This is a genomic window from Sulfurospirillum diekertiae, assembly GCF_002309535.1.
Lineage (GTDB): Bacteria > Campylobacterota > Campylobacteria > Campylobacterales > Sulfurospirillaceae > Sulfurospirillum > Sulfurospirillum diekertiae.
In genome coordinates this window covers 611,633-634,536 of sequence record NZ_CP023275.1, presented here as the reverse complement: position 1 = coordinate 634,536, position 22,904 = coordinate 611,633, and the positions used below count along the sequence as shown (strand labels likewise).

The following is a 22,904-nucleotide window of genomic DNA, read 5'->3' as shown; positions in this document are numbered from 1 at the left end:
GAAGAGTTACCACAAGAAAGTGGTCTTTACATGTAAATACTTTGACATGTAAAGACCAAGAGGTTATTTGCGAGAAAGTTTGTACCCAAGCGCAAGGAGTGCGATCCATGCAGGAATAAGATAAACAGAGATATTAATGCCATCAATGAACAGCATAATAACCAAGATCATCGCAAAGAAAAGAATGCAGATAATATTGCCAATAGGAAACCAAAACGCTTTAAATTTAGGAACAACACCCTCTTTGATCTTCGCATAACGAAATTTGAGGTGCGCAAAGCTGATCATAAACCAGTTTACGACCAATGCAGAGACCACGAGTGCCATTAAAAATTTAAACGCATCTTCTGGCATAAAATAGTTCAGCGCAACACAACTACCCGTAATCAGTGCAGAGAAAAGTACGGCATTAACAGGAACACCTTTGTCGTTTAATTTCATCAGCATTTTAGGAGCATTACCCTGCGCGGCTAAGCCAAACAGCATACGGGAGTTAGAATAAACGCCACTGTTGTAGACGGAAAGTGCCGCTGTTAAAACGATGGCGTTGAGTACATGTGCGACAAAGTTTTCATTTAAACTGCTAAATACCATGACAAATGGGGTCACATCTTTGGTCATGTTCATCCATGGCATGAGAGAAAGAAGAACCGCCAGTGCGCCAATGTAAAAGATGAGGATACGGTAAATAACTTGATTGGTTGCGCGTGGAATCGTATGACTTGGATCATCTGTCTCAGCAGCGGCAATACCGATCAGCTCAAGTCCACCAAAGGAGAACATGATGAACACCATCGCCATTAAAAAACCCTTGATACCATGTGGGAAAAAGCCACCCTCTAGTGCCCAAAGGTTACTAAAATGAGCCGTCTCACCACCGTTTCCACTGATGAGTAAGTAACTACCAAACGCGATCATGGAAATAATCGCCGCTACTTTGATGATGGAAAACCAAAACTCAAATTCACCGTAAATACGAACATTCACTAAATTGACAAGGTTGACCAAAATAAAGAAAAATGCCGCCGATGCCCATGTCGGAACATTGGGAAGCCAAAAGTGTACAAACGTACCGATGGCGGTCAGTTCTGCCATACCGACTAAAACATACAAAATCCAGTAGTTCCAACCCGATGCAAAGCCCGCAAACGGATGCCAGTATTTGTTTGCAAAATGGCTAAATGAGCCGGCAACGGGCTCCTCGACGACCATTTCGCCCAGTTGTCGCATAATCATAAATGCAATAAATCCACCCAACGCGTACCCTAAAAGTACCGCGGGACCTGTAAGTTGAACGGTTGTAGAAACCCCAAAAACAAGCCTGTTCCAATAGCTCCGCCCAATGCAATAAGTTGGACATGTCTATTTTTCAAGCCTCGTGAAAGCCCTTTTGCATGCATAAAATTCCCTTACTCTATAAAAAATCGAAGCATCATTGTAGCGTTTTTCAAAAAAATTATCGCCACTGTTGATATAAAAAGTGATTACATGTAAAGAATTATCCCTTTTTGAAAATACATTTCTGCTGAGTATTTTCTTTAATACATAATTTAATTATATTAATCTATAATGTGCCAATAGCGCATATTAAAGGGTTAGCAATGAAGCAAGCTGTAATTAAAGCGACTGAAAACTTTTGTTCAACTATTTTATGTGAAATTCCACACTTTGTGGAAAATCTAGGCGGACAATTTTATGGCTCTGCCATTGCTTTGATCGAAAATGAGTGTGAGCATATTTGGTATCTCTTTTTTGAGAAAGCAACGCTGAACGAAATTGCTAAAAATCTCCTCTTTGAAGAAAATCTCTGCGAAGATGACTTGGATGACCTCCTCAAAGAGATCGCCAATCAAATTATCGGCTCTGCTAAAGTCATTCTCCAAGGACAAAACCCTAACAGCGACTATCAACTCAATATGCCTGAATTTTTAGGCAATGTCTCTGCTCCTTTGCCTATCAAACTGGAAGAATCTTTACTCTATACCATCAACAACAGCACCTTTGTCATAGGCCGATAAGCTTTACATGTAAACAATCGAAACGTATCTTTACTAAATTCTTACTTTTCCCAATCCAACTTTTTTTCTTAAGTCACCTCTTTGCATAGCTCTGTATAATCAACTTCTTTTTTAATTGTTTACCGTTAGACTTCTTTCATAACTCTTGAAAAAATAAAGAGTTTGTTCAAAGTGCGTTAATTTTTAAAACTCAAAATTGAGTCATAGCCGTAGCTATGGCGATGTTTTTAGTTTTGAAAAGTGATGTGCTATGGACGATACTCTTTTTTCAATGGGTTATGAAAGAAGTCTATAGTCTGTGGGGGTGCTGTAAAAAGCTGAGATCACACCCCAAGAAACCGTTAATGCGGTTTCACGAACCTGATCTGGGTAATGCCAGCGTAGGAAATAAGGAGATACACTCATGAGTAAAGTACTCGATAACCTCGAAAAAATAGACGCATCCTACATTCAAAACTTCCCAAGTTCCAAGAAAATTTACATCCAAGGCACAAGAGCTGACATTCAAGTCCCGATGCGTGAAATTACGCTTAGCCCAACTTCGCTACGCGATGGTAGCTTTGAGGAAAACCCACCGCTTCATGTGTACGACACTTCAGGCGTTTACACCGACCCCAATGTCAAAATTGACCTTCACAAAGGCTTAAATCCACTGCGTGCGAAATGGATCGAAGAACGTGCGGACACGGAGCAACTGGAAGATTTTAGCTCTGTTTATTTTCACAAACGCCACGATGACGCTGAACTAAACGCCCTTCGCTTTCCTAATCTCAAAAAACCTCGTCGTGCGATGAAGGGGAAAAATATCACTCAAATGCACTATGCCAGAAATGGCATTATCACCCCAGAGATGGAGTATGTTGCCATTCGTGAAAACTGCAACCTTGAAGTGGCTCGTCAAAACAAACTCTTAGGCTCTCAGCACAAAGGCGAGCATTTTGGTGCAAACTTGCCTGAGATTTACACCCCTGAATTTGTCCGCCAAGAAATCGCCGCAGGTCGCGCCGTTCTTCCGCTCAACGTGAACCATCCCGAAGCCGAACCGATGATCATTGGACGTAACTTCATGGTCAAGATCAACGCCAACATCGGTAACTCCGCTACGACATCATCCATCGAAGAAGAAGTCGAGAAAATGCTTTGGTCAACAAGGTGGGGTGGCGATACCGTGATGGACTTGTCCACAGGTAAAAACATCCATGAAACCAGAGAGTGGATACTCCGCAACTCTGCTGTGCCTATCGGAACCGTGCCGATTTATCAAGCCCTAGAAAAGGTCAATGGCATTGCAGAAGACCTTGCGTGGGAAGTCTTCCGTGATACCCTCATCGAGCAAGCCGAGCAAGGGGTGGACTACTTTACCATTCACGCAGGCGTGCGCTTGGCATACGTTCCAATGACGGCAAAACGCCTGACGGGCATTGTTTCTCGAGGTGGTAGCATCATGGCGAAATGGTGTCTGCACCATCACAAAGAGAATTTCCTCTATACCCATTTTGAGGAAATCTGTGACATCATGAAAGCCTACGATGTCGCCTTTTCACTCGGAGATGGCTTGCGTCCCGGCTCGCTCTATGATGCCAACGATGAAGCGCAATTTGCCGAACTTGAAACCTTGGGAGAACTCACCAAAATCGCATGGAAACACGATGTTCAAGTGATGATCGAAGGACCGGGTCACGTTCCGATGCAAAAGATCAAAGAGAATATGACCAAAGAGTTAGAGGACTGTTTTGAAGCACCCTTCTACACCCTTGGACCGCTCGTCACCGATGTCGCACCGGGGTACGACCACATCACCTCCGCTATTGGCGCAGCACAGATCGGCTGGTACGGCACGGCGATGCTCTGCTACGTCACGCCAAAAGAGCACTTAGGTTTGCCAAATAGAGAAGATGTGAAAGAAGGCATCATCGCCTACAAAATCGCCGCTCACGCCGCCGACCTTGCCAAAGGTTTTCCAGGTGCACAAATACGCGATAACGCGATGAGCAAAGCACGTTTTGAATTTCGCTGGTACGACCAGTTCAACATCGGTTTTGACCCAGACCGAGCGCGCGAATACCACGACAAAACCTTGCCAGTCGAGAGTGCCAAAGTCGCCCACTTCTGCTCCATGTGCGGCCCCAAATTTTGCTCGATGAAAATCTCACAAGACGTGAGAGATTACGCTGCTAAAATCGGTGCGGAAGATGTGAATGTTGCGTTAGAGAAAGGCTTGGAAGAACAAGCCGAACACTTTAAAGAGAGTGGCGGACAGATTTATATGTAAAGATTTTAAGCCCTTGGGTTCAAGGGCTTAAATCCTTATTTCTGCGCTACAATACTGCTCAATAAACTTTACATATTAAGAATATATTTGTTACACTTCACAAAATAGACAGCTTCATTATCATAAGGTTATTTAATGAAAAACAACACCACTATTGAAGAAAAAATAGAAAAAAGTTTTGCTTTTATACGTTTATTTTTTAGATTATTAAGAATTATGATTTTACATAACAAAAACAAAATATCATTTAACAAAATATTATTGCTTACAAATAAAGAATATTTAACTTCAAGTAATGCAAGAAGAACATTAAACTCTTTTCGTAAAGTCTCTAAAAACGATTTACATACCATGATAAGTCAAGAATATCTATTATTCAAAAATAGCCGAAATTTTTCTACACAAATAAAGCATTTTAAGTCTTTATCATACTGGATTAAAAAACTTGACGATACAAAAATTATTAGAAACTATGATACGTTTAACAATAATCTCCATAATGACCTGATTAGCATTATTCAAAGCCGACATAATAAAATAAAAGACAAAAGAGGACAAATTGAAGCAGATATAAGATTCTTAGAAGATACCCCAGAAATACATTCAATGTATTTAGCTGAATTTCAAATCTATAAAGAAAAGAATAGTGGGCAGGGTTAAGCTTTTAACTTTCTCCTTTACATGTAAAACATTTGCCCTTGCTAATTTAAGGGCAAATGATCTCTTCTTTATAGCCACGTAGGTTTCACATCAACCGCAATTCCATCCGTTTGGGTAAATCCCTCAAGACTGTTTGCCTTAGCTTGAATGCAGATAAAACGAAGCGCGGAGGCATTGTCTGCTTTGATACAACGCGCTCCATTTGGGTCAATTCTAAAGGCATCACCCTCTTTGATCTCAAATTCATCGCCGTCAATGTACAGCCAACCCTTGCCACTTAAAACGACGTAGACCTCTTCGTTATTTTTGTGGGCATGGACAAAAGGCACACTCACACCGGAGGGAAGTTCGTTGATAGTAACTTCTGAGCCTGTAAGACTTAATGCTTCGTGTAGTTCAATACGACCTAATGATGTTACATTACCCAAAGAGCGAACACTATAATTTTTTCCTGATGGATTCATAATTTTTCCTTTTATTTGTGATATATGATTTCTTGTAAAACTTTAAAAATGCGTCTATAACGATTGTTAAGCCCTCCTGATATTTTAGTTTGATATCTAACTAAATAGATAAATATTTACTCTCTCTTCTCAAAATTAACGACAGCTTTTTCAAGTAAGACTTCCAACAACATCGCTTCAGCTTCAGTGAGCCCTTGGTAGGCACATTGGTTCAGCTGCTCAGAAATTGTTTCAAACAAAGGCTTCAATTCAAATCCCTTTGCCGTTAAAGAAACACGGGTAAAACGGGCGTCATCATCTGATTTTATGCGCTCGACATAACCACTCTTCTCAAGTTTTTCAATCAAAACCGTCACCGTTGGTTTGGTTCGATGAATTCTTTTGGCAATTTCGCCCATTTCGTAAGCGTTACCATCAAACAAAAGGCTTAAGATATCGCCATGACTGGGTGCAATGTCAGAGAGTTCATATTTTTTGAGCTCTGCAATGATAAATTTATTGGCTTTTTCAGCCAATCGGCTCGAAAGCGCTATCAGTCTTTGATTTTTCATAAGCAGTATTATAATTAGATATCTAATTAAAGTCAAGCTCATTCTGATTTTATTTTGTCTTTACATGTAAACCTATATTTGTGCTTCACCGCCGTCTATTTGAATGTCGGCTCCATTCATAAAACTTGCACCTTCTGATGCCATAAAAGCAACCACTGCGGCGATTTCGTGGGGTTGTCCCATTCGGCCTAGAGGAACGCGCTCTTTAAGGATGTTAAAAAAAGATTCAACGTTTTCGGGTGATCCTGACAGCGCTCCAAGTCCTTGGGTTGCGGTAGAGCCTGGGCTGATGACATTGACGCGAATGTGACGGTTTTTTAACTCCAGCAACCAACTGCGTGCGAGATTGCGAATGGCGGCTTTGGACGCAGAATAAACGCTAAAGCCTGCTCGTCCTTTCACGGCTGATTTGGATGCGGTGAGGATGATACTTGCACCATCACTGAGCAGTGGTAGTGCACGTTGTACCGTGAAAATTGTCCCTTTGACATTGGTATCAAAAACACGGTAATAATGCTCCATCGTTATGTTCTCCAACATCGAAGTCTCAGCAGCGGCGGCATTGGCAAAAACGATGTCAAGTTTGCCTTTTTGCGCTTGAATGGCAGTGAAGATTTTTTCTAAATCCTCCATGTCAGCGACATCGCCTTGAAGTGCTACGACATCATGACCGATCTGCTGTTCGGCTTTTTGGAGTTTTACAGCATCACGCCCTGTGATAAACACATAAGCACCTTCCTTAACAAACTTTTCAGCCGTCGCCAAACCTATCCCCGAACTTCCACCCGTGATAAGAGCGATTTTCCCTTCCAATAATCGTTGCATAATTTCTCCTTTATGGGATATTAAAAGATTATACTGTTTGCCATCTCACGAACTTTTTCATGTGAAGCACTGCGAGCCTCTAAAATGTAGGGTCTAAAACTTTCTTGATAATTATTTTGCATAAAGCAGAGCACATTGACTTTCCATTTCCAAAGATCATCCGGTGAGAGATAAAAAAACTTGGGTTGAATATGTTCACGGTAAAAATCTTCGTCCATCTCCATAATGCGCTCAGGTGTAAGAAAAGGTGCTAATGCTAAAAGTTCGGGGAACTCTTTTTCATCACTGAGTTTTTTGTGATTCATAGGACACACTTCTTGGCAAATATCACAGCCGTAAATACACGCGCCAAAGCTTTTTGCCAAAGGTTCATGAGGAAGGTCACGCCCTCCAAAGGTTGTTAAAAAGGAGATGCAACGCATTGGATTCATGGTATAAGGAGCTGAAAGTGATTTGGTAGGACATGCCGTGATGCAACGTTGACATTTTTCAGGACACGAAGGTAAGGTGTTTGTTTCCACAAGCGTCATCTCTTCATCAATCAACCACGCATACAACGTCACCCACGACCCTGAGTCCGTGTAAAAAAAGTTGTTACGACGAATGATCCCTAAGCCCGCTTTCATCGCTGCCCAACGCAACCCTACTAAGCCAAACTTTCGCTCTGTTGCTGTTTGAAATCCTAAACTTTTGAGATACGCATCCAACAAAAGTCCTCTTTGAAATTCCTCGGTTTTTTCATTAATCCGTGCATCATACAGATAGGGTCTACCGATATGCCCTGCAAGAGTGCTCGGAAGTTTATACTGCCCATATCGCTCGGCGACAACGACAATCGATTTTGCCCAAGGATAAGTTTTCGTAGGATCAATTAAGCGTTTTTGACGCTCATAAAACCCAGATGAGGAAGGAACACTCCTTGTACGCTCTTCAAGTTTACCTTCAAATTCATGCATCATACTTAAAGGGATAATGCCACACTTTTCGTACCCTAATTCATACGCTTTGTCCTGTATAGCTTGGGCGATTGTTTGCATCTTTTCCTCTAAACCGCTAAATTTTTAAAAATGATCGTTCCATTGGTTCCACCAAAACCAAACGAGTTGCTCATGGCGTATTTAATTTTTTGCGCACGTGCCTGATTGGGGACATAGTCCAAATCGCACTGATTTTCCAAATCCGTTTCTGTGTAGTTAATCGTCGGTGGTAAGATGCTCTCTTGCATCGCTAAGACGGTGATCACCGCTTCGATCATGCCACTAGCACCCAAACAATGCCCCGTTGCACCTTTGGTGGAAGAGACAGGTGGTATGGGTTTCCCTGCTAAGAGTTGTTTAATCGCTTCGGTTTCATTTTTATCACCAACAGGCGTGGACGTTGCATGCGCATTGATATAATCCAAAGCAAAATTCGCATCCCGTTTTTCTGCCATTTTAACCGCTTGTTGCATCGACCGTAACGGGCCTTGAATGGTGGGTGTGGTGATATGGTTGGCATCGCAACTCTCCGCAAAGCCAACAATTTCTGCGTAAATTTTGGCATTTCGTTTGATGGCATGCTCGTACTCTTCTAAAACCAAGGTTGCCGACCCCTCGCCCATCACAAAACCATCTCGGTGTTTGTCAAACGGTCGTGACGCGGTTTGCGGATTTTCGTTATGGGTCGAGAGAGATTTCATGGAGGCAAATCCCGAAATGCCTAAAGCGCAAAGGGCGGACTCAGAGCCTGTGACAAGCATGATGTCGGCTTGCTCTAGCATGATGATTCGGCACGCTTCACTGATGGCATGATTGCTCGCGGCACATGCCGTTGAAGAGGAGAGATTTGGTCCTTTGAGTCCTAATATAATCGCAATATGCCCACCTAATAAATTTACCAATGACGCCGGAATAAAAAAAGGAGAGATCCGCGAAGAGCCTTTCTCGTGCAAGGTGATAGCACTCTCTTCGATGCGAGGCAAGCCACCTATGGCACTCGCACCGACAATGCCAAAACGCTCAAAATCAATACTACCATCTTCTGAAAAATGCGCATCTTTAAACGCTTCCATAGCCGTTTTAATGCCGAGGTGAATAAATCGATCTGTTTTTTTAACATCTTTTGGATTCATAATGGCAGAAGCATCAAACGCTTTTATCTCTCCTCCAAAATGCACTGGCAAAGAGCTTGCATCAAAATTGCTGATCGTTGTTATGCCACTTTTCCCTGCGATAATATTGTCAAATGACGTTTGCATGTCATACCCCAGAGGTGTAATCATATCCATTCCTGTAATGACGACTCTTTTCATAAAATTCCTTTGTAAAATTATTCTTGACCTTGAAGTCAAGTATTATAACATTTATTGACCTTTAGGTCAACTTTTTTCTGCTATAATTCTTGTAAAGGAAAGCAATGGCGAAAGAAAAAGATACTCGAACATTATTATTGGAAATTACGTTTGAAGAAGTGTATACCAATGGCTATCAAGGGGCTTCTGTACTGAAAATATTAAAAAAAGCGGGATTGAATAAAGGCTCGATGTATCATTTTTTTGAAAATAAAAAAGAGATGGTTTTAGCCGCTATCAAAGAGAAAACCAAGGAAGTCTTTGGCAGCAGATACGAAGATGTTTTAAACCATCACTCTTTGTATTTAGAGCATTTTCAAACCATGTTACTGACGTCATACCCTATTATTTGCGAAAGAGGCTGTCCGTTAGCCAACCTCATACAAGAGATGTCCAACATTGATGCCGATTTTGCGCTTTTATTGAAAGAACGATACGAACGCCTTAGAGAGACTATAGAAAAAATTCTTATCAAAGCCATTGAGCACCATGAATTGGAATGCACCTCATCGTACAATTTATCACTCTTTATACTCAGTGTAGTCGAAGGAGCCATTTTATCGACAAAAGCGATGAAAGATAAAGCAATCTACGACAACACAATCAAATCGCTTTTTAGTGTATTGAAGCAAAATCAACATCTTTTTTAAGACTGCGCTTATTTCACGTCAACAAAATGAGGCTACTTTTTCTAGGTTTTTATCTTTACATGTAAAGCGTTTTACTTCGCCTCATGATGTGGATTATCGCCCGTTCGCGCTATGAGTTCGTCCATATTTTCTCCACCGACAAAATAGGCTTTACCAAACCCAAAGGTTGCTTCGCCGTAAGTCACTTTGAATTCGTACAGATTAAAGTCGGTCATTTTTTTGAGCGTGTTTACCATTTTGGCATCAAATTTTTGTGCAAACAAACCCAGCACTTCTTCAAAACGCTCTGTCCAACGGACGATTTTGGTGCTATCGCATTGCAACGAGACGCGTTTTCTGGCAAATAAATTTTCGGTCTTGCTCTCATCTTCTACGAAGAAAAGTGATGCTTTGGGATTTCGTTGAATATTTTTGGCATGCGTGGCAATGTCGGAAATGTAGACGTAAAAACGGTTTTTGTCGTACACGTAAGGGGCGTACGAGCTAAACGGGTCTCCTTTTGCGTCCAGTGTTCCGATGATGGCGGTTTGAATGTTGGCGATAAACTCTTTCATGGTGTCTTCTTTTTTTATTTCATTGTAGCACGAAAGAGTAAATCTTTTGGCTCTTATTTTCGTTACAATACCTTTTTAAAAATCGTTACATGTAAAGAGTCTTTGCCATGAATATCGTTGTTGCAATCTTGTCGATTTATGTTTTTATTCTCTTTGGGTTTATCGCAAAAAAAATCTTTAAAGAGCAGATACAAGAGCGCGGCATGAGCATTATTACCGTCTATTTTCTGCATCCCATTTTTTCTTTTTGGGGGCTTTCTACTAAACAGATTACGCTCTCTTTACTGCAAGTGCCGTTTTATTATGTGCTGATTTCTTGTATAACGATCTTTCTTGGCTATATTTTTGCGCGACTTTTTTTTAGCGATGATAAAGAAAAAGCGATCATGAGCATCGCTGTAGCCCTTGGCAATACGGGCAATCTTGGCATTCCTTTGGGCATTGCGCTCTTTGGAGAAGACTCCATCATCTACACCAGTATGATCAGCGTTGCCAATACCTTTATGACTTACACTTTGGGCGTTTTCTTCTACTCTGGTGGCACATCCAATCTCAAAGCTTCACTGCTCAACATCGTTAAACTTCCTGTCATCTGGGCGTCATTCATCGCCCTCGCGCTCAATTTTGCACATGTTCAGATTCCACCGACGATTTTTAAGTCATTGGAGATGGGTGCGTACTGTATGATCGTGCTTCAACTCATCGTTTTTGGTATGTATCTGTGCAATGTCAAAATCAAAGCGCTCAATTATAAATTGCTTTTACATGTAAACCTTGTGAAGTTTATCTTCGCACCTTTACTCAGTGCTTGGATACTCTTTTACCTGCTTCCCATCGAACCCTTAGTCGCAGCCATCTTACTGATTCAGCTTATCATGCCTTTGGCACTCAATAATATCAATGTCGCCGCCATCTACGACTGCAAGCCTGTTGACGTAGCTTCATTGGTTTTTTTTACTTCATTTATTTTCATCCCGTATCTTATGTTTATTAGCTATCTTTTACACTATTTTCATATCGTTTCACTCTAAAAATTTATTTTTTTTATAGCTTTATTTGCCTCGCTTAGCAGTATAATTTCATGTTTATTTTATCTCACCCACACGTATCTGTGCTATCAAAAGGAAACTGTATGATCTCAAGTCATCAAGGCGTATCCCCACGCATCGACCCTACCGCGTATATAGCGCCTAACGCCATGGTCTATGGCAATGTCACCATCGGTGCGAATGTTCGCATCATGTTTGGAGCGCAAATCATCGCAGAAGGTGGGTCAATTACTATTGGCGAAGAGTGTGTTATCATGGAAAATGCCGTGCTTCGAAGCCTTGATAATCACCCCTTAACCATTGCGAACAACTGTTTGATCGGTCCACATGCCCATGTCGTTGGCTGTGTTTTGGAAGAGGAAGTATTTGTTGCGACCAGCGCCTCTGTTTTACATGCTTCTCATGTCGGCGCGCGCAGTGAAATTCGCATTGGAGCAGTGGTTCACATCAAATCGCACATCAAACCGGGCAGTATGGTTCCTATTGGCTGGGTCGCTGTAGGCAATCCTGCGGAGATACTTCCAACAGAAGAGCATGAGTGCATCTGGCGCATCCAAAAACCTCTCAATTTTCCTCTCAGTGTTTACGGACTCGATCGTGATGAAGCAACCACTAAAAGAGTCACACAAAAGCTCTGTGCTAAACTCTCAAGCCTTAAGGAAGACTAGACTTTACGGTACAAATGAGTGATTTTTACATAATCGTAAAAATCACTCAACAGCAAATAACGCATTCCAATATCTTCAAAACGTTTGAGCATCACGACATCACCCGCATTATAAAGATTGGCACTTTCTAAAAACTCCTTGGGGTAGCGCTTTTTCTCAAACGGATACTCCGAAAAGCAGTGCATGAAATTGGCAAAAAGATTGTTAATAATCAGCTCTTTAGCAGGGGTTGGTGCATGCAGATAGTCTTTAACTTTTTCAAACTCCCGACAGATGTACTCTAAGCATTGTTGCATGCGTCACTGCTTAAACAAGCGTTGATATTTTGGGGTGTTGGCATCTTTACATGTAAAAGCAAATTCAGCCTTGCAATGTCGAAACCGCAGAGCTTAACATCGCCTATTTGTAAGAGTGGTCGACGAATCAAAATAGGCTCTTTCACCATCTTTTCGATAAGACTCTCTTTGGTGTAATCTTCTAATGTAAACGTTCCCTCTTTGAGTTGTGGCGCAAAAGGGTTGAGCATCTCTTTGGGAGTTAATCCTTGAAAAAAAGACTCCAATGTGGGTACATCCCAAGGCGTGTCCAAAAGGCTTCGCACTTCAAATGAAACACCGTATTCACGTAAAAGTGCTTTTTGACGTGCATTTCCGCTACAGCCTGTCTTTTCGTAAAAGATGACGTGCTTTGGTGTCGTTGAAAACATGATCACTCCTTTGCGTTTACATGGCTCTATGCAAATGTCATGCCATACTGATTGTAACCTAAACCATGTAAGGAATATCTAACGAGGCGTCTCTATCTTTCGCACCAAAGTCAAAATCACTCTTTACATGTAATTTCAAAAGCTCTTTTTCGATGATTTTTTGCTGCAAAAGATGGTAATTGCCACTTTTCAAATGCGCTACAATCTCCGTTTTATAGTAACTGATGATGATTGGATGCAAGCTCTCTTGATGTTCTACTAAAAAAAGAATTAAGGTTTTAATCTGGGAGAGTTCGTGTGTTTCGATCTTTTCAAGCTTGCGCAAAAGGTTACGCACAAATTGCTTTTGATGGTACGCTTCACTCATGTACAACAGTTTGGAAGCAGCAAAGATGTCCGCACTCTGTTCCGAATAGTTGTACAAATAGCGAAAATGTTCGCACACAAGTTCGGTGTACTGCGGGTAATGCCTCAGCACAAACACCAACTCTTTCAAGTCGCCATCAATGAGCACTTGAAATAGGGTTGCTGTACGCTTTTTGATCTTATCCCAATGCCCACCTTCGCTGTTCGATTCACCTAAAAACGTCTCAAAATGCTTTAGATCAAACGCCTCTTCGTCTTCCATTTCAATCCTTTATACGCCTTTAGAGCCAAGCTCTAAAAGCTACGCTAACGCTGTGTTCTCCTCGGCGGAGCGCCCGCGCACCTTTGGTGCTTTTTTACATATTTTATCGCGTTATCAATGCTAATGCTAATTTTTCCATCGCTTTTTTCTGCAACAAATGCAAAGAACTCTGCTCAATCCACGCCAAAGTTTCGTCATGAATGTACGTTAACAAACGTATATCAATCTCTTCTTTATGCGCAATCGCATACTGCAAATACGCTTTGAGATCATCCACCGAACTCTCTTCAATGACTTTGAGTTTGAGAAAAAGAGCTTCCCATGCGACCTCATCCAACAAAGATTCAGCCGTGCGAATAAACTGCGTTGCCTCGACTAAATTGGCTTCAATGTCATTCCATTTGCGCCCATTTTTGAGCTGGTCGATCGCTACAGGTAAAAAGATGGGGACAAGCTCTAAAACCGCATTGAGTTCGCTAAAGTCACTATCGACAAGGGCGCGAAAAAGCATGCGCGTTCGATTTTTAATCTTCACACGAAGCTCTTCGTTGCGAATCACATCAGGATGCAAGCGCTCAAATCGCTCCAATGCACCTAAGCGTGAATGGTTAAACGCCATAATGGAAACAAGCGGTTCCACATCGCTGATCTGGTCTGGATGCGAGCCACTCGGTCTGCAAAATGCCCAATACAGTCTTGCCTCAACGTCTTTATGGTGAATGTAGCGCGCATCGCCCAACGCCTCAAAATTCGGTGCGTCTTTGAGGGCATCGACTTCTTCTTTATAGGTTAAATTGGATAACTCTTCCATACCGCTCAAACTTCGCACAATTTTTTTTCTGACTCAATACAAAGAGCGTCTCACACACTAATGAACGCCTAATATCAAACTCACCATCACTTAATACCATCAATAACTGCTCACTTCTGATAGCATATTTTGCATCGATAAAATCCAAAACGGCATTAAAATTCGTCCCTCCATCGCTTTTGGGAATGAAGAGATTGTCGGAGTTAATCGGATTGAAACTATCAAAACTGACGATGAGCTCTTCTTTTACATGTAAATCAAACGGCAACAGCGTCACGCTGTATTCGTAAAACGATTCGCACACCTCTTTGACGATGCCCAAAAAGGTTTTGTACTCCTCTAAACTCACACTTCCCGAGCTGTCAATCGCGATGATAAGCTCCAACTGCTCCTTGCTTTTTTGAGTACTGGGTAGATAAAGTCCCTGCTGAAAATACTTTCGGTTGGGCCTGTTGTACGTCACGTTCTTTTCAAAAAGTGCTGTAATCAAAAACTCTTTGAGAACATCGTAGAGGTCAATGTTTGGCTTGAGTAAGGTGTCAATTTCAACGCGCAAACTATCATATGCTTTTGTCGCTTGCTTGGCAATACTAAGCGCTTGAATGATGATATTATCAAGCTTTTCCTGCTCCCCAGAGCTTTGCAGACTCTCGCTGGAGCTTTCAAGGTCTTGCTTCGTTTCATCATAAACAAATGACTTCTGCTTTTCGCCTTCCTCAGGATTTGGCTTTTTCTCCTGCTCTTTGTAAAGGATCTCGTACACCTCTTCTACGCTAAGACCGCTCATATCGGCATCGAAAATCTCATCGCTCGGCATTACACCCACGTGGTCAAACTCGCTTAAAATAAGGTTGATAACCACGTCACAACTTTGATTCCAAACGAGTTCTTCACGCACTTTTCGACGTGCTGGGTGCTTTAAAACGATGTGCAATAGTGTATGGGCATAGAGATAAATAATCTCCTCTTCACGATACGTTGAAAGTTTTGCTTCATCAATGCTCAGTGAAAACCCATCGGTTTGAAACGCACTTTTAGCATTCGTGACATAACGCGTCGGAATGGAAAGTGCTAAAACCGACAAAAAGGGATGGTTAAAGAGAAAATGAATGCGTATTCTCTCAAACAACGCTTTGTGCAACTCAGATGATGTAGTCGCCATAACGCTCCATCCATGCATCAAAACTCTCCAACATGGCGATCTCTTCATCTTTGATAATCAAATCTTTAATCAACATCACCGCAAACTCGGTCGGTAAATGTTTGGAGTACGCCAAAAGATGCTCCGCTTGAGAAAGTGCGCTATACCGCTCAATCAGTGCGGCGCAGAGCGCATACAATGCACTAGGCTCATTGGGAATTCCCAATGTTTCGCCCGCTAAAATGGCATCCACATCGGGCAGAGTTTTATAGACATTGACAAACGCGATAAACTCAACCCCCGCGGCATAGCCGATAGTGCCGTAAATAATGGGATGGATACTGTGAATGTCAGTGGTATTTTTAAGGATATGGGAGAGCATATTCCACGCTCGTGGCGAACAAAAGGCAGGATTTGTCTCGGCATAAGAGGGAATTTCAGAACTTAAAAGATCGGGGCGAAAGGCTAAAAAACCGATGATAAAATGATGCACATCGTGTTTCATCGCCCAAAGTTTAAAGTCATCAAATTTTGCCTCTAACACCAAATGCACCATGCGGTTGCTGAGTGGTGATGGGAGTTTAAAGACAATGCCTTTGTCATTGATTTTATTACCCGCGCAGACGATGCGCCACCCTTTGGGAAGGCTATATTCGCCAATTTTACGATCCAGCACCAACTGATAAATCGCCGCTTGCACCGAAAGCGGTGCAGAGTTGAGCTCATCTAAAAATAAAATGCCCTCACTCTTGGCATCAGTGGGCAAAAAAATAGGCGGCATCCAAACGGTTTGATGCTCTTTGATGGTAGGGATTCCCCGTAAGTCCACGGCGTCCAGTTGGCTGAGGCGCACATCCATGATTTCAAGACCCTCTTGTTTGGCGATGTCATTGACGATGTAGGATTTCCCAATGCCAGGACTCCCGTGCAAAAAAACAGGCGTGTCGGTTTTGAGTAGTACGCTTAATTGTTTGTAAAGCTCTGTGGTACCAATAGAAGGAGTGATCATCACGCAACCTTACGCAAGTTTGATCTCTTTGAGCATCAAAGAGAGATCGTCATTGAAACGGTTGCACAGCGCAATAAGCGCGTCACGAGAGGCATCATCCAGAATAAAACGGGTTTCGATCATTTCATATATTTTGGTGGTATCGTTGAAGAGATTTTGCATCACCTCTTCTTTTATTTTGACTTCAAATTTTCCCATTATCACCCTTTAAAATCTTTACATGTAAACGTAAGATGTTATGCAAGAGTTATGCCAATAGAGACAATGCGCTAAGCATCTCATACCTTAATAAACAATTTAAACAAAATAAACTATAATAAGACGTATACACCAAGGTTTGGAAGAGTTTTTGCTTTGTTAGCTTAACCATCTGTAAAGGAATAGCATTGGACGCAGTCGATCAAGAGTATGTCGCACGCAAACTTCTCTCCGGTTTTGAAAATCTTTTAGACATTAGTGTTGATTTTGTGGCGGAACTTGGCACGACCAATATTACGATTCAAAAGCTTTTAAAACTTGAAAAAGGTTCTGTCATTGACCTTGAAAAACCTGCCGGGGAGAGTGTTGAACTCTATATCAATAACAAAATCTTTGGTAAAGGAGAGGTGATGGTGTATGAGAAAAACCTTGCCATTCGTATCAATGAAATTTTAGACTCCAAAACCGTCATCCAATACTTCAAAAAAGAGAATCTATGAGAATTTTCTTTGCACTTTTAGCATTATGGTCATGGGTAAGTGCTTCCAATTTGTTAACGTATAACGTTTATGAGCGAAGTGACCGTGTCGATATTATGCTCTCGTTTGATGCTCCGCATGAAGGTAGTATCTCTCAAAAAAGTGATGCCACGACTATGACGCTCACCATCAATGATCTTGGCTACGATAAGATGATCGAAAAAAGCATTAACTCCAATATTATTCAAGAACTTACTATTATTCCAGAAAAAAACAATACCCTCAAAGTTGTGCTCAAAAGCGATAAAAAAGTTAGTGTTGTTGCCTCTAAAACGGTTGATGGCTTTGGACTTCGCATACGAAGTAGCATTATGCAAGGTCCTACACAAAGCTCAGATGCTGTCACTTCACCGCTCCCTACATCATCGACGTCTTCAACGGATTTTATTGATACCCGCTATATTCTCGTCATCATTGTTTTACTCGCCTTAGTTGTACTGATGTTTTGGATTAAAAGACGCCTTGGCATCCAAACACTTAAGCCTATGTCTGCCAAAGGTGGCAATGGCAAATCGTGGTTATTTAACCCAAAAACAGGGACACAACAAGAGGTCAATGTGCTTCATAAAAAACAGATTGACAACCAAAACAGCGTGGTGCTGTTTGAATACGGAACCATACGCTACCTTGTCATGACAGGAAATTCCAATGTTCTGTTAGAAAAATTTCAAAATGGTGAAGTTAAGGATGATAACGATTTTGAAAAAGTTTTTGAAGAGAACCGTAGGCGCCTAGATGACTACCTCAAAATTCAAGACAATAAACTCAGCACGTATAAAAATAAGGCTTCAGCGGATTACACTCCTTATGATGAGACACGTTAAGACCTTATGACCATAGCTATTTCCATTTTGTCTATTTACGCCTTTATTTTGCTGGGCTTTATGGCAAAACGAATGCTTAAAGAGGAGATGAATGAAAAAGGAATGATCCTTCTTTCCATCTACTTTTTACAGCCAATGCTCTCTTTCTGGGGACTCTCCAGCCGACCCATTGACTTTTCACTGCTTCAAGCACCTTTTTGGTATTTAGCTATCTCTTTAATGTGTGTCCTCATCAGTTCCGTGATTGCATTGATTTTCTTTAAAGAGGACATTAAAGAAAAATCCATCATCACGATCTGTGTTATCATTGGCAATACGGGCAATCTTGGTATTCCTTTAGGTATCGCACTTTTTGGCGATGACTCTATTTTATACATGAGTATGATCAACATCACCAATGTTTTTATCGTTTATACCCTCGGTGTCTTTTTCTACTCCAGAGGTAACTTTAGCATCAAACAATCACTTTTTAACATTGTGAAATTACCGGTCATCTGGTTTGCTAGCATTGCACTTTTTATGAATATTTTCGACATTCATCTTCATCCTGCGATGCAAAAGCCTTTGGAAATGGGCGCATACTGCACGATGGTTATTCAACTGGTCATTTTTGGTATGTACCTTTACAATATTAAATTGCGCGATATTAACACCAAACTTCTTTTACATGTAAGCCTTATTAAGTTCATTATTACCCCTCTGATTGCAGGCGTTATCTTGTTTGGCTTGCTTAATTTAGAACCCATGGTTGCCACACTTATTTTTATTGAACTGGTTGTGCCTCTAGCTGTTACCAACGTCAATTTAGCGGCATTGTATGAGTGCAGACCTTTGGATGTCACCGTACTTGTTTTTTTTACATCGCTGATTTTCATACCCTTTTTTATTCTTATCAGCAACCTTTTACACTATCTTAATATCATCAATTTGCCATGAACATTAACGATAAAGACGCACGGGTTAAATACATTAGAGCATTGGAACGCTTTATGGGCAGCTGTGTCAATGCGCTTAAAAATGAAAATTTTGATTTTCTTTTGTTTGTCAAGCGTGCAGAGAAAGGGCTTAAAACATTGCAAAAGGTTGAACCTGTTAGATTAGACTCTACCTATACCAATTTATTGCAAAATTACGTTACCTTGGTTTCTAATAGCATTGTTAACCTCGAAGAGATAGACATTGAAGAGACGCACAAACGTCTCTTAAAAGAGGCTAATTTACTGGAGAAAGAGAAATATCGAGGTAGTTATAAAAAGGATAAACACAAAGCGCAAGGCTTTGATGATGGCTATTGAGCAAAAAAAGTTGCAATCGCTTCTCGCATAAGCACTTCATCTTCAATGCGGTTAATTTTATCTCTAAATTCAGACGCTTCACGAAACCCTTTTGAGTACGTATGTAAATGCTTACGAAAAATAGCAAGTCCTTTTTCACCGTAAAAATCTATCATGGCATCATAATGCTCTAGCACTATCTCTAAAATTTTTGTTTTTTCCACATGAGACAGCTCATTTTTGATTTGGTAAAAAATCCATGGATTTCCAACAGCACCTCGCCCAATCATCAAGCTGTTGCATCCTGTGACCTCTTTTACATGTAACGCTTTTTCATAGCTAACGATGTCGCCATTGGCGATCAGAGGGATTTTAACAGACGCACGTGCTCGCGCTATGGCTTGATAGTCAACTTCCGCTTTATACGCTCCTGCACGTGTACGTCCGTGCATACTCATAAAATCAACTCCAGCACTCTCACATGCCTTTGCAATCTCTTCAGGAATCTTGGTCGTAAAACCTAGGCGTACTTTAGCACTGGTGTAGCGTTTGTTAGAATAAGTCTTAATCGTCTCAATGATTTTTTGCATATGCGGAAGGTTCAGTAGCAGTGATGAACCTGCTTCTTGGGAGATAATCTTAGGCACAGGACATCCACAGTTTAGATCAATCCCATCAATACCCTCAATATCATTCAGGGCTAGCACAGCCTCTTTAATCGACACTAAATCAGATCCTGCAATTTGAACGATGTAAGGTGTCTCTAGCGGTGATTTGGTAATCATTTTAAAGGTTTTTTCTGAACCATAACGCAGAGCATTGGCACTGATCATCTCGGAGAAAGTGATGTCTGCCCCAAATTTTTTAATAACAGAACGAAACGGGAGGTCGGTAAAACCAGCAAGGGGTGCAAGGGCTAAAATGCCCTTACTAAAGTCTATCTCATGAATCATAAACGCAAGAATTTTTCGATATCAATATTTCTACCATGATCTCGTAAGAATAGAATGGTTTTAAATTTCACAAAATCTTCAGGATCAGAATTGAGTAAAAGATCACGAATTTTATCAATCATCTGAAGATCATAAAGTACATACAAGTATGCATCCGCTGCAACCGCACCTTTAGAATTGTAAAGTTTTTCAAAGAGTGCAATGAGTGCATCCGGAGTGAGTTTAATTTTGATTTCATGGGCCAATTCAAGGTAATCTGCACGATCTGCATTGAAATGCTCTAACATATCTTCAATGGATTTTATATCCATATCAAAACTGTCATCAGCATCCAAATAACGCTCCATCATGCGACGGAAAGTACGTTTTTCGGGTGGAAAATCATATCGTTTAATTTCATTAAAGCTTGCAAAACCAATCAACGCATCATATGCTTGACGGCAGAGTTCATTATCAAGCTCTTTACAATTTTTCAATACTTCAAGCGCAAAACGCGGTTCAACTTTAAGGCGATTAATACTGTTTTGAATGACAAGAGGGTTTGCTTTAGCCAATCTGTATTTTTTAAGATCTTCATAATTACCATTGGCAACACTCACGGCTAGGGCACATACCTTAGCAACGTCTTCTTCAAGAAATGTTGTAGGCAGAGCTGGATCAAAGCGCATACATTGAAGAACTTTACCTGCAAATTTAAAACCTTCTGTTTTATAAGAAGTTGTCACTTCTTCTCCCAAAATACGATTTTTAGTCGCTTCTTGAAAGAGTTCATTATCTTTTTTCAATGCTCTTTTGTACAAAAAATCTTTAAAATTATAAAATACCAGATGTCCAATAGAACCAATAACCAAAAATAAAATGGGAAGAACAATCCAAAACGCTACGGGTAGGGTCATTGAGAAACTAAACAGCTCAAGTGTAGTGCTGCCACCATTAAAACTATAAACATAAAGTCCAATAGCTAACATATAAATTAGTGATATAAGAAAATAGCGTTTGATTCCCATGTCTTCCTACCTACTTATTTTTTGCTGATTTTTCAATAATCTCACGGCATACGATGCAATAACGTGCATGTGGCTTAACTTTGAGTCTTTGAAAACCAATTTCCTCTTCACACATTTCACAAATGCCGTAACTGCCATTTCTGATTTTATTAAGTGCAAATTCTATCTCGCTAAGCTCTTTCATTTGTTGTGTACTGATAGCCTGCTCGATCATACGGTCTGTACTGACCGAAGCATGATCTGCTTCATCACCGACATCGGTATCTTTAAGATCATTGATTTCCCGCATGGAGTCTTCAATATTCTTTTTAATTTGGACTCTTCTCTCTTTCAGAAGGTCTTCGAAATGCTTTAGCTCGTGCTCTCTCATCCTTTGTTTCCTTTACAAAAAATTGACCTGAAATAAACCTACATTATAATCAACTATTTATGATAGGGATGGTTGTTTTTTATACACAATCCCCTATAAATCTGTTCAAATAAAACCACCTTCGCGATTTTGTGCGCATATGTTAATCTACTTAAACTTATAATCTTTTGAGTTTTACCTAAAAAGGTATCTTCAAACCCAAAAGCACCGCCGATAAAAAAATTAATCGTAACATCTTGATCAAAGAGAGAACTAAATTGTTCGCTACTTAGCTGTTCACCTTCTACATCAAGTGCGACATTGTACCCTTTTAAATGGGATTCATACGCTTTTGTGTAGGAAATCTTAGCTTCTTTCTCTCCGATCATTTGTGCTGTCGCAATTTGCTTATTAAAAATCTTAATTTCTTCAACTTTAGCAAAGCGAGAAATCATCTTGGTGTATTCGCACGCGATAGCATCTAATGCTTTATCGCTGCTCTTTTCGATCGTAAAGACCTTTACATTCATGCTTTGAGTCTTAGCTCAAATGCATCATTTTTACAACTCTCACCCAAAAGCTTTAACAGATCTGCTACCACTTTTTTCATATCAGTACGGGTAACAATCATATCAATTAAACCATGTTCAAGTAAAAACTCTGCTTTCTGGAATCCTTCTGGTAGATCGGCACCAATGGTCTGTTTAATCACTCTTTGTCCAGCAAACCCAACCAGAGCACCTGGCTCTGCCATGATAATATCGCCCAAAAAAGCAAACGATGCACTAACGCCTCCCATGGTTGGGTCAGTTAAGATGGAAATATAGGGTAATTTGGCATCGGCAAGTTTAGCAAGTGCTGCTGATGTTTTAGACATTTGAAGTAACGAAAATGTACTCTCTTGCATCCTAGCCCCACCGCTGGCACTGACAATCACCAAACCTTCTTTATTGGCCATAGCGCGATTAATCGCTCGAACAATTTTTTCACCTTCAACAGAGCCTAAACTCCCACCCATAAAAGCAAAATCAAAGACAACAATTTGTGCATTCACACCATCGATACAACATGAACCACACGCAACAGAAGAATTATTCCCTGTTTTTTCTTGCGCCTCTTCAATGCGTTTTTTATACGATTTTTTATCCACGAATTTAAGAGGATCAATCGGTACTAAATTGGTATCAAACTCAACAAAACTACCTTCATCACATAATTGTTCAATACGTTGTTTTGCTGAGATACGCATATGAAAACCGCATTTAGGGCATACATTAAAACGTTGTTCAATCTCTTTATAATACATTAATGATTGGCACGCACTACACTTAACCCAATGGCTTGGAGCTTCGCTTGGGGTAGATTGTGCTTTTCGGATCTTAGAGAAAATTTCTGCAAATCGCATAAGTTTTTATCCTCTTTTAA

General features: G+C 40.7%; 29 protein-coding genes. 10 read left to right on the top strand and 19 right to left on the bottom strand.

Translation table 11 applies throughout. The features are described from left to right. Nucleotides 1–63 precede the first annotated feature (63 nt). On the bottom strand, nucleotides 64–1,344 hold the full coding sequence (locus SJPD1_RS03315) for an amino acid permease (protein ID WP_226372281.1): 1,281 nt from the start codon (nucleotides 1,342–1,344) through the stop codon (nucleotides 64–66). A gap of 257 nt (nucleotides 1,345–1,601) precedes the next feature. Here SJPD1_RS03315 and SJPD1_RS03310 point away from each other — a divergent pair, with 257 nt between their 5' ends. The 3 genes from SJPD1_RS03310 to SJPD1_RS03300 all read left to right on the top strand — a co-directional run bounded on the left by SJPD1_RS03310 (nucleotide 1,602) and on the right by SJPD1_RS03300 (nucleotide 4,950). Further along, nucleotides 1,602–2,018, top strand: coding sequence for a chemotaxis protein CheX (locus SJPD1_RS03310; RefSeq protein WP_096045953.1), 417 nt, complete (start codon nucleotides 1,602–1,604; stop codon nucleotides 2,016–2,018). A 403-nt stretch (nucleotides 2,019–2,421) separates the two neighbouring features. Then, complete coding sequence (gene thiC, locus SJPD1_RS03305) at nucleotides 2,422–4,290, top strand: phosphomethylpyrimidine synthase ThiC (protein WP_096045952.1); 1,869 nt, start codon at nucleotides 2,422–2,424, stop codon at nucleotides 4,288–4,290. Between the two features lie 135 nt (nucleotides 4,291–4,425). Then, nucleotides 4,426–4,950: a hypothetical protein gene (locus SJPD1_RS03300; RefSeq protein ID WP_096045951.1), complete on the top strand. Its 525-nt coding sequence runs from the start codon at nucleotides 4,426–4,428 to the stop codon at nucleotides 4,948–4,950. 68 nt (nucleotides 4,951–5,018) lie between these two features. Here SJPD1_RS03300 and SJPD1_RS03295 read toward each other — a convergent pair whose 3' ends face one another. From SJPD1_RS03295 to fabF, 5 genes are all read right to left on the bottom strand, one after another. Continuing rightward, nucleotides 5,019–5,414, bottom strand: a complete 396-nt coding sequence (locus SJPD1_RS03295) for a cupin domain-containing protein (RefSeq protein ID WP_096045950.1) — start codon at nucleotides 5,412–5,414, stop codon at nucleotides 5,019–5,021. Nucleotides 5,415–5,530: 116 nt separating this feature from the next. Further along, nucleotides 5,531–5,965 (bottom strand): MarR family winged helix-turn-helix transcriptional regulator, encoded by a 435-nt coding sequence (locus SJPD1_RS03290; protein ID WP_096045949.1) that lies wholly within the window; start codon nucleotides 5,963–5,965, stop codon nucleotides 5,531–5,533. Between the two features lie 72 nt (nucleotides 5,966–6,037). Next, complete coding sequence (locus SJPD1_RS03285; RefSeq protein ID WP_096045948.1) at nucleotides 6,038–6,790, bottom strand: SDR family NAD(P)-dependent oxidoreductase; 753 nt, start codon at nucleotides 6,788–6,790, stop codon at nucleotides 6,038–6,040. 20 nt (nucleotides 6,791–6,810) lie between these two features. Continuing rightward, on the bottom strand, nucleotides 6,811–7,827 hold the full coding sequence (locus tag SJPD1_RS03280) for an epoxyqueuosine reductase (RefSeq protein ID WP_096045947.1): 1,017 nt from the start codon (nucleotides 7,825–7,827) through the stop codon (nucleotides 6,811–6,813). A gap of 8 nt (nucleotides 7,828–7,835) precedes the next feature. Beyond that, nucleotides 7,836–9,080, bottom strand: a complete 1,245-nt coding sequence (gene fabF, locus SJPD1_RS03275; protein WP_096045946.1) for a beta-ketoacyl-ACP synthase II — start codon at nucleotides 9,078–9,080, stop codon at nucleotides 7,836–7,838. A gap of 104 nt (nucleotides 9,081–9,184) precedes the next feature. Here fabF and SJPD1_RS03270 point away from each other — a divergent pair, with 104 nt between their 5' ends. Continuing rightward, nucleotides 9,185–9,769, top strand: coding sequence for a TetR/AcrR family transcriptional regulator (locus tag SJPD1_RS03270; RefSeq protein WP_096045945.1), 585 nt, complete (start codon nucleotides 9,185–9,187; stop codon nucleotides 9,767–9,769). A gap of 71 nt (nucleotides 9,770–9,840) precedes the next feature. Here SJPD1_RS03270 and SJPD1_RS03265 read toward each other — a convergent pair whose 3' ends face one another. Next, a complete protein-coding gene (locus SJPD1_RS03265) occupies nucleotides 9,841–10,323 on the bottom strand; it encodes a HugZ family pyridoxamine 5'-phosphate oxidase (protein WP_096045944.1) in 483 nt (160 codons plus the stop codon). A gap of 107 nt (nucleotides 10,324–10,430) precedes the next feature. On the opposite strand from SJPD1_RS03265, the gene SJPD1_RS03260 reads away from it, so the two are divergent. Further along, nucleotides 10,431–11,354 carry an AEC family transporter gene (locus SJPD1_RS03260; protein ID WP_096045943.1) on the top strand — a complete coding sequence of 308 codons (924 nt, stop codon included), beginning with the start codon at nucleotides 10,431–10,433 and terminating at the stop codon, nucleotides 11,352–11,354. A 101-nt stretch (nucleotides 11,355–11,455) separates the two neighbouring features. After that, complete coding sequence (locus SJPD1_RS03255) at nucleotides 11,456–12,040, top strand: gamma carbonic anhydrase family protein (protein WP_096045942.1); 585 nt, start codon at nucleotides 11,456–11,458, stop codon at nucleotides 12,038–12,040. Here SJPD1_RS03255 and SJPD1_RS03250 read toward each other — a convergent pair. From SJPD1_RS03250 to SJPD1_RS03220, 7 genes are all read right to left on the bottom strand, one after another. Next, nucleotides 12,037–12,336 (bottom strand): hypothetical protein, encoded by a 300-nt coding sequence (locus SJPD1_RS03250; protein ID WP_096045941.1) that lies wholly within the window; start codon nucleotides 12,334–12,336, stop codon nucleotides 12,037–12,039. The genes SJPD1_RS03255 and SJPD1_RS03250 overlap by 4 nt on opposite strands. Then, on the bottom strand, nucleotides 12,321–12,746 hold the full coding sequence (locus SJPD1_RS03245; protein WP_096045940.1) for an ArsC/Spx/MgsR family protein: 426 nt from the start codon (nucleotides 12,744–12,746) through the stop codon (nucleotides 12,321–12,323). Before SJPD1_RS03245 ends, SJPD1_RS03250 begins: the two co-directional genes overlap by 16 nt. A 58-nt stretch (nucleotides 12,747–12,804) precedes the next feature. After that, the gene (locus SJPD1_RS03240) at nucleotides 12,805–13,374 is read right to left on the bottom strand and encodes a hypothetical protein (RefSeq protein WP_096045939.1); all 570 of its coding nucleotides are present in this window, start codon (nucleotides 13,372–13,374) and stop codon (nucleotides 12,805–12,807) included. A 103-nt stretch (nucleotides 13,375–13,477) separates the two neighbouring features. Next, nucleotides 13,478–14,185, bottom strand: a complete 708-nt coding sequence (locus SJPD1_RS03235; protein WP_096045938.1) for a hypothetical protein — start codon at nucleotides 14,183–14,185, stop codon at nucleotides 13,478–13,480. Further along, the gene (locus SJPD1_RS03230; RefSeq protein WP_168171307.1) at nucleotides 14,157–15,347 is read right to left on the bottom strand and encodes a vWA domain-containing protein; all 1,191 of its coding nucleotides are present in this window, start codon (nucleotides 15,345–15,347) and stop codon (nucleotides 14,157–14,159) included. The genes SJPD1_RS03235 and SJPD1_RS03230 overlap by 29 nt, the downstream gene beginning before the upstream one ends. Beyond that, a complete protein-coding gene (locus SJPD1_RS03225; RefSeq protein ID WP_096045936.1) occupies nucleotides 15,328–16,335 on the bottom strand; it encodes an ATP-binding protein in 1,008 nt (335 codons plus the stop codon). The genes SJPD1_RS03230 and SJPD1_RS03225 overlap by 20 nt, the downstream gene beginning before the upstream one ends. Nucleotides 16,336–16,344: 9 nt before the next feature. Further along, on the bottom strand, nucleotides 16,345–16,533 hold the full coding sequence (locus SJPD1_RS03220; RefSeq protein WP_096045935.1) for a hypothetical protein: 189 nt from the start codon (nucleotides 16,531–16,533) through the stop codon (nucleotides 16,345–16,347). A 188-nt stretch (nucleotides 16,534–16,721) separates the two neighbouring features. Between SJPD1_RS03220 and fliN the strand changes: the two genes are divergently transcribed. From fliN to SJPD1_RS03200, 4 genes are read left to right on the top strand one after another with little or no spacing between them, the layout of a single operon-like run. Beyond that, complete coding sequence (gene fliN, locus SJPD1_RS03215) at nucleotides 16,722–17,033, top strand: flagellar motor switch protein FliN (protein ID WP_087437865.1); 312 nt, start codon at nucleotides 16,722–16,724, stop codon at nucleotides 17,031–17,033. After that, the gene (locus SJPD1_RS03210; protein WP_096045934.1) at nucleotides 17,030–17,896 is read left to right on the top strand and encodes a hypothetical protein; all 867 of its coding nucleotides are present in this window, start codon (nucleotides 17,030–17,032) and stop codon (nucleotides 17,894–17,896) included. The genes fliN and SJPD1_RS03210 overlap by 4 nt, the downstream gene beginning before the upstream one ends. Before the next feature lie 6 nt (nucleotides 17,897–17,902). Then, nucleotides 17,903–18,832: an AEC family transporter gene (locus tag SJPD1_RS03205; protein WP_096045933.1), complete on the top strand. Its 930-nt coding sequence runs from the start codon at nucleotides 17,903–17,905 to the stop codon at nucleotides 18,830–18,832. A 53-nt stretch (nucleotides 18,833–18,885) separates the two neighbouring features. Beyond that, the gene (locus SJPD1_RS03200; protein WP_226372234.1) at nucleotides 18,886–19,191 is read left to right on the top strand and encodes a hypothetical protein; all 306 of its coding nucleotides are present in this window, start codon (nucleotides 18,886–18,888) and stop codon (nucleotides 19,189–19,191) included. Here the strand turns inward: SJPD1_RS03200 and SJPD1_RS03195 are convergent. The 5 genes from SJPD1_RS03195 to accD are packed head-to-tail and all read right to left on the bottom strand — an operon-like array spanning nucleotide 19,185 to nucleotide 22,884. Further along, nucleotides 19,185–20,123: a tRNA dihydrouridine synthase gene (locus SJPD1_RS03195; protein WP_096045931.1), complete on the bottom strand. Its 939-nt coding sequence runs from the start codon at nucleotides 20,121–20,123 to the stop codon at nucleotides 19,185–19,187. The two genes, SJPD1_RS03200 and SJPD1_RS03195, sit on opposite strands and share 7 nt — an antisense overlap. Beyond that, nucleotides 20,120–21,130, bottom strand: coding sequence for a fatty-acid--CoA ligase (locus SJPD1_RS03190; RefSeq protein ID WP_096045930.1), 1,011 nt, complete (start codon nucleotides 21,128–21,130; stop codon nucleotides 20,120–20,122). Before SJPD1_RS03190 ends, SJPD1_RS03195 begins: the two co-directional genes overlap by 4 nt. Before the next feature lie 10 nt (nucleotides 21,131–21,140). Then, nucleotides 21,141–21,500 (bottom strand): RNA polymerase-binding protein DksA, encoded by a 360-nt coding sequence (dksA, locus tag SJPD1_RS03185; RefSeq protein ID WP_087437859.1) that lies wholly within the window; start codon nucleotides 21,498–21,500, stop codon nucleotides 21,141–21,143. A gap of 53 nt (nucleotides 21,501–21,553) precedes the next feature. Further along, a complete protein-coding gene (locus SJPD1_RS03180) occupies nucleotides 21,554–22,009 on the bottom strand; it encodes a 23S rRNA (pseudouridine(1915)-N(3))-methyltransferase RlmH (protein WP_096045929.1) in 456 nt (151 codons plus the stop codon). Continuing rightward, complete coding sequence (gene accD, locus SJPD1_RS03175; RefSeq protein ID WP_096045928.1) at nucleotides 22,006–22,884, bottom strand: acetyl-CoA carboxylase, carboxyltransferase subunit beta; 879 nt, start codon at nucleotides 22,882–22,884, stop codon at nucleotides 22,006–22,008. Before accD ends, SJPD1_RS03180 begins: the two co-directional genes overlap by 4 nt. Between the last annotated feature and the right edge of the window lie 20 nt (nucleotides 22,885–22,904).

What these genes read in the sequence shown, in the direction of transcription:
- SJPD1_RS03300 (WP_096045951.1), top strand. Translation starts at nt 4,426, where the DNA reads ATGAAAAACAACACCACTATTGAAGAAAAAATAGAAAAAAGTTTTGCT.
- SJPD1_RS03285 (WP_096045948.1), bottom strand. Translation starts at nt 6,790, where the DNA reads ATGCAACGATTATTGGAAGGGAAAATCGCTCTTATCACGGGTGGAAGT.
- SJPD1_RS03270 (WP_096045945.1), top strand. Translation starts at nt 9,185, where the DNA reads ATGGCGAAAGAAAAAGATACTCGAACATTATTATTGGAAATTACGTTT.
- SJPD1_RS03245 (WP_096045940.1), bottom strand. Translation starts at nt 12,746, where the DNA reads ATGTTTTCAACGACACCAAAGCACGTCATCTTTTACGAAAAGACAGGC.
- SJPD1_RS03235 (WP_096045938.1), bottom strand. Translation starts at nt 14,185, where the DNA reads ATGGAAGAGTTATCCAATTTAACCTATAAAGAAGAAGTCGATGCCCTC.
- SJPD1_RS03250 (WP_096045941.1), bottom strand. Translation starts at nt 12,336, where the DNA reads ATGCAACAATGCTTAGAGTACATCTGTCGGGAGTTTGAAAAAGTTAAA.
- SJPD1_RS03310 (WP_096045953.1), top strand. Translation starts at nt 1,602, where the DNA reads ATGAAGCAAGCTGTAATTAAAGCGACTGAAAACTTTTGTTCAACTATT.
- SJPD1_RS03210 (WP_096045934.1), top strand. Translation starts at nt 17,030, where the DNA reads ATGAGAATTTTCTTTGCACTTTTAGCATTATGGTCATGGGTAAGTGCT.
- SJPD1_RS03280 (WP_096045947.1), bottom strand. Translation starts at nt 7,827, where the DNA reads ATGCAAACAATCGCCCAAGCTATACAGGACAAAGCGTATGAATTAGGG.
- SJPD1_RS03200 (WP_226372234.1), top strand. Translation starts at nt 18,886, where the DNA reads ATGGGCAGCTGTGTCAATGCGCTTAAAAATGAAAATTTTGATTTTCTT.
- SJPD1_RS03265 (WP_096045944.1), bottom strand. Translation starts at nt 10,323, where the DNA reads ATGAAAGAGTTTATCGCCAACATTCAAACCGCCATCATCGGAACACTG.
- SJPD1_RS03180 (WP_096045929.1), bottom strand. Translation starts at nt 22,009, where the DNA reads ATGAATGTAAAGGTCTTTACGATCGAAAAGAGCAGCGATAAAGCATTA.
- SJPD1_RS03260 (WP_096045943.1), top strand. Translation starts at nt 10,431, where the DNA reads ATGAATATCGTTGTTGCAATCTTGTCGATTTATGTTTTTATTCTCTTT.
- dksA (WP_087437859.1), bottom strand. Translation starts at nt 21,500, where the DNA reads ATGAGAGAGCACGAGCTAAAGCATTTCGAAGACCTTCTGAAAGAGAGA.
- SJPD1_RS03195 (WP_096045931.1), bottom strand. Translation starts at nt 20,123, where the DNA reads ATGATTCATGAGATAGACTTTAGTAAGGGCATTTTAGCCCTTGCACCC.
- SJPD1_RS03230 (WP_168171307.1), bottom strand. Translation starts at nt 15,347, where the DNA reads ATGGCGACTACATCATCTGAGTTGCACAAAGCGTTGTTTGAGAGAATA.
- SJPD1_RS03225 (WP_096045936.1), bottom strand. Translation starts at nt 16,335, where the DNA reads ATGATCACTCCTTCTATTGGTACCACAGAGCTTTACAAACAATTAAGC.
- thiC (WP_096045952.1), top strand. Translation starts at nt 2,422, where the DNA reads ATGAGTAAAGTACTCGATAACCTCGAAAAAATAGACGCATCCTACATT.
- SJPD1_RS03255 (WP_096045942.1), top strand. Translation starts at nt 11,456, where the DNA reads ATGATCTCAAGTCATCAAGGCGTATCCCCACGCATCGACCCTACCGCG.
- SJPD1_RS03190 (WP_096045930.1), bottom strand. Translation starts at nt 21,130, where the DNA reads ATGGGAATCAAACGCTATTTTCTTATATCACTAATTTATATGTTAGCT.
- SJPD1_RS03220 (WP_096045935.1), bottom strand. Translation starts at nt 16,533, where the DNA reads ATGGGAAAATTTGAAGTCAAAATAAAAGAAGAGGTGATGCAAAATCTC.
- SJPD1_RS03205 (WP_096045933.1), top strand. Translation starts at nt 17,903, where the DNA reads ATGACCATAGCTATTTCCATTTTGTCTATTTACGCCTTTATTTTGCTG.
- fabF (WP_096045946.1), bottom strand. Translation starts at nt 9,080, where the DNA reads ATGAAAAGAGTCGTCATTACAGGAATGGATATGATTACACCTCTGGGG.
- SJPD1_RS03295 (WP_096045950.1), bottom strand. Translation starts at nt 5,414, where the DNA reads ATGAATCCATCAGGAAAAAATTATAGTGTTCGCTCTTTGGGTAATGTA.
- SJPD1_RS03290 (WP_096045949.1), bottom strand. Translation starts at nt 5,965, where the DNA reads ATGAAAAATCAAAGACTGATAGCGCTTTCGAGCCGATTGGCTGAAAAA.
- SJPD1_RS03240 (WP_096045939.1), bottom strand. Translation starts at nt 13,374, where the DNA reads ATGGAAGACGAAGAGGCGTTTGATCTAAAGCATTTTGAGACGTTTTTA.
- accD (WP_096045928.1), bottom strand. Translation starts at nt 22,884, where the DNA reads ATGCGATTTGCAGAAATTTTCTCTAAGATCCGAAAAGCACAATCTACC.